Origin of the sequence: Streptomyces sp. NPDC001339, assembly GCF_042895955.1 — a bacterium.
Taxonomy (GTDB): Bacteria; Actinomycetota; Actinomycetes; order Streptomycetales; family Streptomycetaceae; genus Streptomyces.
Map to the genome: position 1 here is coordinate 493,017 of NZ_JBIAWT010000006.1, position 12,476 is coordinate 505,492.

Annotated in this window: 8 protein-coding genes; 1 reads left to right on the forward strand and 7 read right to left on the reverse strand. The window is 68.1% G+C overall.

Annotation, left to right across the window (positions count from 1 at the left end; translation table 11 throughout):
* Window positions 1-149: 149 nt before the first annotated feature.
* The 7 genes from ACFY12_RS20365 to ngcE all read right to left on the reverse strand — a co-directional run bounded on the left by ACFY12_RS20365 (window position 150) and on the right by ngcE (window position 8,538).
* A complete protein-coding gene (locus ACFY12_RS20365) occupies window positions 150-1,487 on the reverse strand; it encodes a sugar ABC transporter permease (RefSeq protein ID WP_390717202.1) in 1,338 nt (445 codons plus the stop codon).
* On the reverse strand, window positions 1,484-2,305 hold the full coding sequence (locus ACFY12_RS20370; RefSeq protein ID WP_390717203.1) for an ATP-binding cassette domain-containing protein: 822 nt from the start codon (window positions 2,303-2,305) through the stop codon (window positions 1,484-1,486). The genes ACFY12_RS20365 and ACFY12_RS20370 overlap by 4 nt, the downstream gene beginning before the upstream one ends.
* A 153-nt stretch (window positions 2,306-2,458) precedes the next feature.
* On the reverse strand, window positions 2,459-3,553 hold the full coding sequence (locus ACFY12_RS20375; RefSeq protein WP_390717204.1) for a substrate-binding domain-containing protein: 1,095 nt from the start codon (window positions 3,551-3,553) through the stop codon (window positions 2,459-2,461).
* 196 nt (window positions 3,554-3,749) lie between these two features.
* Window positions 3,750-4,949 (reverse strand): ROK family protein, encoded by a 1,200-nt coding sequence (locus ACFY12_RS20380; protein ID WP_390717205.1) that lies wholly within the window; start codon window positions 4,947-4,949, stop codon window positions 3,750-3,752.
* Between the two features lie 252 nt (window positions 4,950-5,201).
* On the reverse strand, window positions 5,202-6,131 hold the full coding sequence (locus tag ACFY12_RS20385) for a carbohydrate ABC transporter permease (protein WP_390717206.1): 930 nt from the start codon (window positions 6,129-6,131) through the stop codon (window positions 5,202-5,204).
* Between the two features lie 12 nt (window positions 6,132-6,143).
* A complete protein-coding gene (locus ACFY12_RS20390) occupies window positions 6,144-7,067 on the reverse strand; it encodes a carbohydrate ABC transporter permease (RefSeq protein WP_390717207.1) in 924 nt (307 codons plus the stop codon).
* Between the two features lie 37 nt (window positions 7,068-7,104).
* Window positions 7,105-8,538: an N-acetylglucosamine/diacetylchitobiose ABC transporter substrate-binding protein gene (ngcE, locus tag ACFY12_RS20395; RefSeq protein ID WP_390717208.1), complete on the reverse strand. Its 1,434-nt coding sequence runs from the start codon at window positions 8,536-8,538 to the stop codon at window positions 7,105-7,107.
* A 435-nt stretch (window positions 8,539-8,973) separates the two neighbouring features.
* Here ngcE and ACFY12_RS20400 point away from each other — a divergent pair, with 435 nt between their 5' ends.
* Complete coding sequence (locus ACFY12_RS20400; protein WP_390717209.1) at window positions 8,974-12,393, forward strand: GH92 family glycosyl hydrolase; 3,420 nt, start codon at window positions 8,974-8,976, stop codon at window positions 12,391-12,393.
* Window positions 12,394-12,476: the final 83 nt, after the last annotated feature.

Below are 12,476 nucleotides of genomic sequence, written 5' to 3' on the forward strand. Positions count from 1 at the left end.
GTTGCGGTCGCCGCGTCGACGCCCGGGCCTCGCGATGTATGTCACTCGGGTGACGGTGCTTCCCCGACCGCCTCCCCGACGCGGCCCGGCCCCCACCGGATCATGCCCGGTGGGGGCCGGTGTCCGCCGAATGGACGGCGCGCCGCGCGTCAGGTACGCCCGGCCGTCCTCTGGGTCCGGCGCGAGACCGAGTCGATCACGACCGCGGCGAGCAGCACCGCTCCCGTGATCATGTACTGGATCTCGCTCGCCATACCGAGCAGGTTCAGGCCCTGCTGGATCGACTGGATGACCAGCATGCCGAGCAGCGCGGACCAGATCTTGCCGCGGCCGCCGAAGAGACTGGTGCCGCCGATGACGGCCGCCGCGATCACGTTCATCAGCGTGTTGCCCGCGCCCAGGTTCTTGGTGGCGCCCCCGGAGAGGCTGGCGATGAACAGTCCGCCGAAGGCGGCGAGCATCCCGGAGATCGCGAAGACGCTGATCCGGATCGTGTTGACGTTGATACCGGCCCGTCGGGCCGCCTCGGCGTTGCCGCCGACCGCGAAGATCTGCCGGCCGTAGGTGGTACGGCGCACCACGAAGTCCGCGAGGACCAGCACGGCGAGGAAGAGCACCAGGGCCAGCGGCAGGCCGCGGGCGCCGGCCGGCTCGTTGAGGACATAGGCGACGGCGAAGGCGAGCACCGCGACGACACCGGAGCGCAGCAGGACCTCGCTGAGCGGCCGGGACGGCAGCGCGGCGGCCTTACGGCGCCTGCTCTCCAGCAGCAGCGATCCGGCGTACGCGAGCACCGCGATCAGCGCGAGTCCGTACGCGGCGGCCTTGTCCTCGAAGTAGTAGCCGGTGAGGTGCTCCACGACACTGCCGCTCGGCGTGTTGATGGAGCCCTCCTTGCCCATGATCCAGATCTGCAGCCCGCTCCAGCCGAGAAAACCGGCCAGAGTGACGACGAAGGCCGGTACTCCGATCTTGGCGAAAAAGAACCCATGCAGGGCGCCGATGGCCACACCGGCCCCGATGGCGATCAGTACGGCGAGCCAGTCATCGACCCCGTGAGTGACGCTGAGCACGGCCCAGACGGCCGCGCCGACGCCCGCGACGGAGCCGACCGAGAGGTCGATCTCCCCGAGCAGCAGCACGAAGACGATGCCGACGGCCATGATGCCGAGGCCTGAGGTGTAGACACCGATGTTCGCGAGGCTGTCCGCGGACAGGAAGCTGCTGTTCTTGAGCTGGAAGACGATCGCGATGACGATCAGGCCGACGACGACCGGCAGCGAGCCCAGCTCACCGCCGCGCACTCGGCGCTTGAAGACGGTGAGGTAGCCGGCGAGGCCCTGTTCGCGGACGAGCAGCCGGGGGTCGACGGCGGCCGGCGGGGGCGTGGCGTCGGCCGCAGGGGCCTGGGCCGTCCGCTCCCCGGTCGGCTCCTTGGCCGGCTCCTTGGCCGACTCCTTCGTCGGCTCCTTGGTGAGGTCGCTCATGCGCCGGCCTCCTTCGTTTCCTGGTCCGTGCGCTTCGCCTGCTGGTGCGTACGCGCCTTGCGGCGGGTCACGGCGTTGTCCGAGGCGCCGGTGATGGCGGCGACGATCTCTTCGTGGGAGGTGCCCTCGACGTCGAAGACACCGTTGTTGCGGCCCAGTCGCAGCACCGCGACCCGGTCCGCGACGGCCTGCACATCGGCCATGTTGTGGCTGATGAGAATGGTGCCCAGACCGCGTTCCCGCAGCCGCTCGACGAGGTCGAGGACCTGTGCGGTCTGCTCGACGCCGAGGGCGGCGGTGGGCTCGTCGAGGATGACGATCTTCGGGTCGCCGATCAGTGCGCGGGCGATCGCGACGACCTGCCGCTGACCGCCGGAGAGCGCGGCGACGGGGATACGGACGCTGGGGATGCGGATGGACAGGGTGTCCAACAGCTCCTTGGCGCGCTTCTCCATCGCGATCTCGTCGAGGACACCGGCGGTGCGGGTCTCGCTGCCGAGGAAGAGGTTGGCGACGACGTCGAGGTTGTCGCAGAGCGCGAGGTCCTGGTAGACGGTGGCAACCCCGAGTTCCTGGGCGTCGTGCGGCTTGCTGATGCGTACCGGCTCGCCCTCCCACTCGATGGTGCCCTCGTCGACCGGGTGGACGCCCGAGATGGTCTTGACCAGGGTGGACTTGCCGGCACCGTTGTCGCCGACGAGGGCGACCACCTCACCGGGGTGGATCTCCAGGGTGACGTCCGTGAGCGCTTGGACGGCGCCGAACCGCTTGGAGATTCCGCGCAACGCCAGCACAGGCGTAGCGGACACGTGAATCATCTCCTTCGCCGCCGTCACAACGGCGGGGATGGTGGTGCGAGAGAGCGGGGAGCTCTGCGAGCGGTGAAGGGAGAGCTCTGCGAGCGGTGAAGGGGGTGTGGCCGGGTGGCCCCTGACGCCTTGACGGCCCTTGACGGCTCTTGAGGAACGGCCCTACTTGATACCGGCCGTCTCGCAGGCCGCCTTGGTGTCGCCGGTGCAGATCTGGCTCGCCGGGTAGACCTTGTCCTTGATGATCGTGGCCGCGATGTTGTCCTTGGTCACGATCTGCGCGTCGTACAGCTTCGCCGGGATGCCCTTGACCTCGCCGCTGAGGCTGTCGACCTTGGTGGGCGTCAGGGAGTCGGTCTTCTCGTCCTTGAGCAGCTTGACCGCGATCTCGGCGGTGGTCTCCGCCTCCGGCTTGATCTGCTTGTAGATCGTGAACGCCTGCTCGCCCTTGAGGATCCGCTGCAGCCCGGCGAGCTCGGAGTCCTGGCCGCCGACCGGGACCTTCACCCCCTGCTGCTTGAGCGCCGTGACGATGCCGCCGGCCATACCGTCGTTGGCGGAGTAGACGCCCTGGAAGCCGTCGTTGCCGAGGGAGTCGATGGCCGCGGCCATCTTCTTGTTGGCCTCGTCCGGCGACCAGTCGGGGATGTCCTGTTCGTAGGCGATCTTCTTGACCTGCTTGTCGAGGACGCTGTGGGCGCCCTTCTTGAAGAACGGCGCGTTGGGGTCGGTCGGAGACCCGTTGATCATGACGACACTGCTGTCCTTGGCCTGGTCGCCGAGCGCCTTGACCAGCGCCTCGCCCTGCAGGCGGCCGATCTTCTCGTTGTCGTAGGAGACATAGGCCGAAATATCGCCCTCGGCCAGCCGGTCGTACGCGACGACCTTGACGCCCTTCTTGGCGGCCTGGTTCACCCAGGACTTGGTGGCCTTGTAGTCGACCGGGTCCAGGATGATCACCTTCACACCCTGGGTGATCAGCGCGTCGAACTGCTTCTTCTGGGTCTGGGTCTCCTGGGCCGCGTTGTTGTACTTGACCGTGCAGTCGTCGCACAGCGCCTTGATCTTCGCCTCGATCAGCGGACGGTCGAAGGTCTCGTAACGCGTGGTCTTGTTCTCCGGCAGGAGCAGGCCGATGGTTCTGTCATCGCCACCGCCGGCCTTGGCGCCGTCACCGGCCTTGCCGCAGGCGGCCACGGAGAGCGCCATCGAGACGGCGGCGGTGCCTATGACGACGCGGCGCGTCCAAACGTTCATGGGGGTTACCTCCCTGACGTGGCCGCGTCGTTGCGGCCGAGGTGGCTGGAAGTCAACTCGGCCGCCTGCCGACCGTCAAGGAGTAAATTCTTAACGAGATGACAACGGTGCCATGCGTTTGGTGCGTGAACTCAGCGTCGTGACGCGAGGACGCTGCCGTGACGCAAGGGCGTCGCCGTTGGGCAAGGGCGGGCCCTTACGCGAGGGCGGGTACGTCCGCACCCTGCACGCCGCCGAGCAGCGTCGCATCGCCCATCTCGCTCAGCACCAGCGCCAGTGCGCCCAGGACCTCGGCCCGGCCACCGAGCGTGCCGGTGACAATGCCCAATTGCCGTGCCGCGCTGGGGATCGCGTACCGGGACACCGATTCCCGGATCGGTGCGAGCACCAGCTCACCGGCCTCGGCAAGGTCCCCGCCGAGCACCACCCGACTGGGATTGAGGAGATTGCACAGGTTTGCCACACCACTCCCGATATGGCGGCCTACGTCCGCGATGACCCGCCGACAGCCCGGGTCTCCGTCGCGGGCCAGCTTCACCACCCGCGCCATGGTCAGGTCCTCGCCGTGGCTCGGCTGGAGCAGCGGCAGGACGTAGCGGGCCGCGGTGAAGGTCTCCAGGCAGCCGCGGTTGCCGCAGCGGCACACCGGGCCGGACTCGTCCAGCGTGATGTGCCCGATCTCGCCCGCGGTGCCCCCCGGCCCGCGGTAGATCTGCCCGCTGATCACCAGACCGGCGCCGACACCACTGGCGACCTTGATGTACGCCAGGTCGGCCGCCCCCCGCCCCCCGCCCCACACCAGCTCGCCCAGCGCGCCGAGGTTGGCATCGTTGTCGACATGGACGGGCACGCCGAGGCGCTCGGACAGCTCCTTGCCGGGGTTCGTCCCCGCCCAGCCCGGCAGGATCGCGGTCGAGCCCAGCGTCCCGGACTCCACGTCGATCGGGCCCGGGACGCCCAGGCCGACCCCGATGACCTTGCCCAGGCCGATCCCGGTCGCCTTGATCAGCCGGTTGACCAGCTCTTCCGCCCGGTCGAGGCCCTCGGCGGCGGAGGCGTCCACATCGATCGGCTCGGCTTCCTCGGCGAGCACCTGGTGGGCGAGGTTGCCGACCGCCACCCGCAGGTGGGAGTGCCCGAAGTCCACCCCTACGACAATGCCGGCGTCGCCCGAGAGCGAGACGCTGCGCGCCCGCCGGCCGCCGGCCGACGTGGGGGTCACCTCGACGGTCCCGCCGTCCTTCAGCTCCCGGACGATGTTGGAGACGGTGGCCGCGGACAGCCCCGTGCTTCTCGCGATCTCCGCCTGTGTGAGTGAGCCCGCCATACGCACCGCGCGTACGACCCGCTCCAGATTGGCCCGGTGCAGCGAGGACTGCGACCCCGGAGTCTCCATCGGCTCATCCACTCCTGTCTGGGCGTGGGAGCACCTCCCGGCAACAGCTGGAGGAGGTACGCGACCGCCCGCCGGCCGCACCCACACCGTCGGGAGGCGGCCCTCGATTCAACATGTGAACTCTAAGCAGAACTCCGGCCGGGAAGTCACGTCAAGGCGTTGAGCCCGCCATGATCGAGCCCGCGGAGACGGGCAGCGCGCGCGGGCGGCTCCACCACGGGGGAGCCGCCCCGGGAGGGGCGCCGGTGTGCCCTACTTGACCGCTCCCGCCGTCAGCCCGGCCTGCACCTGCCGCTGGAAGACGACGTACACGATCAGCACCGGCAGCATCGCGATCATCATGCCGGCCATCAGCCCGCCCCAGTCGCCCTCATAGCCCTGCTGCAGCGCGATATTGGCCAGGCCCTGGGTGAGCACGTACTTGTCCTCATCCTGGTTGAGGACCATCGGCAGCAGGTACTGATTCCACTGCCCGAGGAAGTTGAAGATCCCGATGCTGATCAGGCCGGGCTTGGCCATCGGCAGCATCACCTGGAAGAACGTCCTGACGTGCGAGGCGCCGTCGATCATCGCCGCCTCCGCCACGGACGTGGGCAGGGTGCGGAAGAACGCCGTCATGAAGAAGACGGTGAACGGCAGCGAATAGGCGACATAGACGGCGATCAGACCCTGGTACGTCGCCAGCAGCGGAATTCCCGGGAAGTCCCGCATCACGAAGAACAGCGGGATGACCAGCATGAACACCGGGAAGGACATCCCGGCGACGAACAGGTAGTAGATGAGGCGGTTCCCGGGGAACGTGAAGCGTGCCAGCACATAGCCGGCCATGGAGCCGAGCACCATCGTCCCGGTGACCGAACCACCCACCACGATCAGGGTGTTGAGGAACATCTTGCCGATGTTGGCCTTCTCCCAGGCGTTGCCCCAGTTCTCGAAGTGCAGCGTGTCGGGCAGCGACCAGGGCGTGGTGAGAATGTCGCCGCTGTTCTTGAACGAGCTCCACAGCACCCACAGCAGCGGCATGCCCACCATCAGCGCCCACGCGATCAGAATGCCGTGGGAGAAGGCATTGAGTACACCGCCCTCGGTGCCCCCGCGCGACTTCCCGGCGGGCCTTCCGCCCCCGGGGCGCCGCCGGGCGTCGGCCGGCTGCTTCCGCACCGCATCGGTCTCCGTCGTCATACGCCCCGCCCCCTAGAACTCGATCCGCTCACGCCGCGCGAAGCGCATGGTGAGGACGGCGAACAACAGCGTGACGACGAGCATGGCGACACCCATCGCCGCGGCATAGCCGAACTGGCTGTCACGGAAAGCGGTTTGGTACAGCCGGAGCGGTACGACATCGGTCGCGCCGTCCGGGCCTCCCATGTTGACCGACATGATCTGCACCAGCGCGAAGGCGTCCATCGCGATGATGCCCATATACACCCAGCCCGTCTGCACGGTGTCCCAGAGCAGAGGAAGGGTGATCCGGAAGAAGGTGTGGAAACGGCTGGCTCCGTCCAGCAGGGAGGCCTCGTAGATCTCCCGTGGAATGGAGGCCATGGCGGCGGAGAAGAGCACGACGTAGAAGCCGACATTCGCCCAGACCATGACCACCATGATGCAGGCGAGCGCGATACCGCGCTCACCCAGCCAGGAGCTCTGCAGCGAGTCCAGACCGACCGCGCCGAGCAGCGAGTTGAGCATGCCGTCGTGCGGATCCGGATTGTAGATGTTGAACCAGATCACCGAGATGATGGTGATCGAGATGACCTGCGGGAAGAAGTAGACGAATTTGTAGAACGACGTTCCGCGGACGCCGGTGATCACGGCGCCACGGCGGGCCCGTCCGCCGACATTGAGCATGAAGGCGAAGAACAGCCCCAGCGTCAGGGTGGCGATCGGGACCAGCACCAGCATGACGACGTTGTGCTTGAGCGCGTTCCAGAACTCGCCGCTGTGCAGCAGCTTGTCGTAGTTGTCCAGACCGATGCTCCGGGCGCCGCCCCGCAGGCCGCTCCATTGCGTGGTCGAAATCTGGAATGCCTGGATGAACGGCGAGATCACAAAGATCGCGTAGATCAGCAACGGCAGGGCCAGGAACCCCACGATGAATCGGTACTTGCCGTGTCGCATTGCGCTCCCGGCCCTCCCTCGTCAGCGGTGGTACCGGTCAGGCCGCACGCCGGAACTTGGTGACGGAATCGTCCCTGGCGAATTCGTCCGCGTACTGCTGGGTCTTCGCGATCCACTCCGCGGCCTTCAGATCGCCGGTCAGCAGCCGGCTGGTGAGCCCGCCCATCTTCTCGTCCGTGAGCTTCGGATACCACTCCTGAAGCTGGATCATCAGCAGGTTCCGGCCACCGTCCTTGACGGCCTGGGCGGCCGAGGCGAGGCCGGGCGAGAGCCGCATACCATCGGTGGCGCCCTGGACCGAGGTGAGCGACTTGACCTTGGTCGCGAAATTCTGTGCGTGCTTCTTCGACAGCAGAATGCGCAGCAGCTCCATTCCGCCGGTCGGATTCTCCCCGCCCTTGGCCACAACGAACGGCTCACCCGGCTCGGCACGTACGGTCCCGTGCGGCATCTTGTCGTCCGCGCCGCCGTTGAAGAGCGGCCCGACGGCCATATCGAAGCCCTGGGGCGTGGTCGGCGCCGCCTCGTTCTCCACCCAGGAGCCATTGGGCATGAAGACGGCCTTGCCGCGGGTCCAGGCGGTCTGGGCCTGGATATGCGTCAGGCCCTGGCTGCCTTCCAGGAAGTAGCCCTTGGCGGCGAGTTCCTCGTAGTGCTCGACGACCTGTCTGACGGCGTCGTTCGATGTCCAGGCCTTGGGCTCCAGATTGTCGATGGCGATCCACTTGTCGAGTCCGCCGATCTTGGCGATCTGTGCGAACAACGTGAAGTGGACGTAGTACGGGTACTTGCCCGGGTAGGTCCAGGGCGCCACGCCCGTCTTCTTGATCTCGCCGCAGAGCTTGATCATGTCGTCGAAGGATTCCGGGTACTCCCAGCCCTTGTCCTTCAGCAGCTTGCGGGAGTACCACGTGCCGTAGACGACGAACGCGTAATAGAGAACGTCGAACGCGTCCTTGTGCCGGCCCTTCTCCAGGGTGCTGGGGTAGAGCGTGTCCCGGACCTTCTTCTTCGGGTCGTCCGGTGAAGGGGCGTCGAGCAGTGCGGTGAGGTCCTGCAACTGGCCCTGTGCGGAGAGCTTGTTCATGTCGAGGTGGTCGGCCCCGGAGTTGTCGATGAGGTCCGGAGGATTGCCGCCGGCGAATCGGGGCTGGAGTTTGGGGCCGACCTGCTGGGTTCCGGTGTGCTTGACCGTGGCGCCATAGGTCTTGTGGTAGTCGGCCTCGGCGTCCCTGGCGTACTGGTCGCCCAGCCCGCCCTTGAAGATGAAGGCCTCCAGCGGTACGCCGTTCTTCACTCCGAGCGGATTCTTCGCCGAGGTCGCGCCCTTGTTCTTGGTGCCGTTGTCCTCGTTTCCGCCGCCTCCGGTGGCGCACGCCGAGAGGATCCCCATCGCCGGTACGGCGGTGATCCCCAGGGCGGCGGCTCGCTTGACCAGATCGCGACGGTTGAATTCCGAGGTGGATCCCATGCTCAAGTCCTCGCCTTCTTCAGGACTCAGGCGGTGTACCGGAGCCACCCCGGCACCGCGGGTCAGATGAAGCTGAGTTCGTACGGGATGTGCACGGGGCGCGCTGGAGAATTACCGGGAAATACTCGGTTCCCCGTCTTTCCCCCGTTCCCCACGGCCTGCTCGTACGGCCGGGTCGGACGCCGACAGGTATAGTCCACTTCCGGCCGAAGGGGCAAGATCGAGCGCAGGGTTGGGCGGGAGTCTTTCCCTAGTTGAGACCTCCCCGGTATGCGTGATCGGACCGCCGTCACCCCGCCGGATCACCCCGGTACCCGGCCGGCCCATCGGTCGCGGCGACACCCTTGACACCACCATGCCCACGCACCTTACTTATCCCTGTTTATCGTCACGTCACCAACCGACAACGATGTCAACCTGGTTGAGAGGGACCGCGTGCGGCTCAGACACCGGCACAGTCCGCTGCGGGGCGTCCCCCGCCCCACCGCCCTCCTGGCGGCCGCCCTGCTCGTCATCACCGCCCATGGGCCGGCCCGGGCCACGTCCCCCCAAAGGCCGCCGGAATCAGCGCAGTTCACCTCATCCTTCGAACCCGGTGACCCACGCCCGGACTGGACCGACACCGTCGACACCGGCCCCGACGGAGCGCCCCGCGCCTCCGGCGTCACACCGGAGACCTCCCCCGCGGCCCCCGGCATGAGCACCAGGACCGGCACCGGCCCCGCCCACTCCCCCACCGCCAAGGCACACGCCGGCTTCACCGGCCGCCACGCCCTGCGCTACGCCGGCACCCACACCGCCGCCGGCCGCGGCTACTCGTACAACAAGGTCTTCGACGTCCACACCCCCGTCACCGCGTCGACCACGCTCTCGTACAAGCTCTTCCCCGAGATGGCCACCACGGATCTCGCCTACCCCGCGACCCATGCCGCCCTCGACCTGGCCTTCACCGACGGCACGTACCTCAGCGAGCTGCCGGCCGTCGACCAGCACGGCGCACCGCTGACCCCGCAGGGCCAGGCCGCCGCCAAGACGCTCTACGTCAACCAGTGGAACAGCCGGGAGTCGCGGATCGCCGCGGTCGCCGCCGGCAAGACCGTCGACCGGATCCTGGTCGCCTACGACGCGCCCGAGGGCCCGCGCACCGCCCCGGCCTTCCGCGGCTGGATCGACGATGTCACCCTCGCCCCCAAGCCGCCGGACAAACCGCTCGCGCACCTCGCCGACCACGCCGTCACCACCCGCGGCACCCACTCCAGCGGCGGCTTCTCGCGCGGCAACACCTTCCCCGCCACCGCCGTCCCGCACGGTTTCAACTTCTGGACGCCGGTGACCGACGCCGGCTCCACCGACTGGCTCTACGACTACGCGCGGAAGAACAACGCCGACAACCTCCCCACCCTCCAGGCCTTCGGCGCCAGCCATGAACCCAGCCCCTGGATGGGCGACCGGCAGACCTTCCAGGTCATGCCGTCCGTCGCGGCCGGCACCCCGGACGCCTCCCGCACCGCCCGCGCCCTCCCCTTCCACCACGCCCACGAGACCGCCCGGCCGCACTACTACGGCGTGACCTTCGACAACGGCCTCAAGGCGGAGATCACCCCGACCGACCACGCCGCGCTGATGCGCTTCACCTTCCCCGCCGACCGCGCGAGCCTGATCTTCGACAATGTCACCAACAAGGGCGGCCTCACCCTGGACACCCGCCGCGGCATCGTCACCGGCTTCTCCGACGTCCGCAGCGGACTGTCCGTCGGCGCGACCCGGCTCTTCGTCTACGCGGAATTCGACGCACCGGTCACCGACGGCGGCAAGCCGGCCGGCGGGGACGGCAGGGACGACGTCACCGGCTACCTCCGCTTCCGGCTCGGCGCCGACCGCACCGTGACCATGCGGATCGCCACCTCCCTGATCAGCGTGGACCAGGCCAAGGCGAATCTGGCCCGGGAGATCCCGGCCGGCACCGCCTTCACCGACGTCATGCACCGGGCGCGGGCGCAGTGGGACGATCTGCTGGGCCGGGTCGAGGTCGAAGGCGCCGGCCGCGACCAGCTCACCACCCTCTACTCCAGCCTCTACCGGCTCTACCTCTACCCCAACTCCGGCTTCGAGCACGTCGGTTCACGCAAACGCTACGCCTCCCCCTTCTCCCCGCAGACCGGCCCCGACACCCCCACCCACACCGGCTCGAAGATCGTCGACGGCGAGATCTACGTCAACAACGGCTTCTGGGACACCTACCGCACCACCTGGCCCGCCTACGCGCTGCTCACCCCGAAGCAGGCGGGGCGGATGGTCGACGGCTTCGTCCAGCAGTACAAGGACGGCGGCTGGGTCTCCCGGTGGTCCTCCCCCGGTTACGCGGACCTGATGACCGGCACCTCCTCGGACGTGGCCTTCGCCGACGCCTACGTCAAGGGCGTGGACTTCGACGCCGAGGCCGCGTACGAGGCGGCGGTGAAGAACGCCACGGTGGCGCCGCCGAGTCCGGGCGTGGGCCGCAAGGGCATGGCCACCTCCCCCTTCCTCGGCTACACCAGCACCGCCACCGGCGAGGGCCTGTCCTGGGCGCTGGAGGGATATCTCAACGACTACGGCATCGCGAGGATGGGCCGGGCCCTGTACGAACGGACGGGCAAGCCCCGCTACAAGGAGGAGTCCGACTACTTCCGCGACCGCGCCCTCGGCTATGTGCACCTCTTCGACCCCAAGGCGGGCTTCTTCCAGGGCAAGAACGAAAAGGGCGACTGGCGCGTCCCGTCGCATCGCTTCGACCCGCGCGTCTGGGGCTACGACTACACCGAGACCAACGGCTGGGGGTACGCCTTCACCGCCCCGCAGGACTCACGGGGCCTGGCGAACCTCTACGGCGGCCGGGCCGGACTCGCCCACAAACTGGACGAGTTCTTCGCCACCCCGGAGACGGCAGCGCCGGAGTTCGCCGGCTCGTACGGCGACGTCATCCACGAGATGACGGAGGCCCGTGACGTACGGATGGGTATGTACGGGCACTCCAACCAAGTCGCCCACCACATCCCGTACATGTACGACGCGGCCGGCCGGCCCTGGAAGACCCAGGCGAAGGTCCGCGAGGCACTCTCCCGCCTCTACACCGGCAGCGACATCGGCCAGGGCTACCACGGCGACGAGGACAACGGCGAGCAGTCCGCCTGGTACCTCTTCTCCTCTCTCGGCTTCTATCCGCTGGTGATGGGCAGCGGCGAGTACGCCATCGGTTCGCCCCAGTTCACCAAGGTGACCGTGCACCTGGAGAACGGCCGCGACCTGGTGGTGAAGGCCCCGCGGAACAGCGCGCGGAACGTCTACGTCCAGAGCCTCCGGGTCAACGGCAGGACATGGCACTCCACCCGGCTCCCGCACCAGCTCATCGCCCGCGGCGGCACCCTGGAATTCACCATGGGCCCGCGCCCCTCCGCCTGGGGCACGGGCGAGAACGCCGCCCCCACGTCCCTCACCCAGGACGACGCCGTCCCCACCCCGCCCCGCGACACCACCCTTCCCGGCAGCACCCCCCTCACCGACAACACCTCCACCACCGCCCAGACCCTCACCACGGCCCCTCTCCCCACCCGCCCCCACACCCGCGTCACGTCCTACACCCTCACCTCGGCAGCCGACGCCAAAGCCCCTCAGACCTGGACCCTGGAGGGCTCGAACGACGGCAAGACATGGCACACCCTGGACCACCGCACCGCCGAGCCCTTCCCCTGGCCCCGCCAGACCCGCCCCTTCACCCTCCCCGCCCCCGCCACCTACCACCACTACCGCCTCCGCATCCCAACCCCCGCCACCCTCTCCGAGGTCGAGCTCCTGGCCAAAACATCCCAGCCATAGACGGGACCCCCTTAAACGGCAGGTAAAGCCTCTATGTAGGATTCTGGAACGTTTATGCGATGTGCAGGCAAAAGGCACATCAC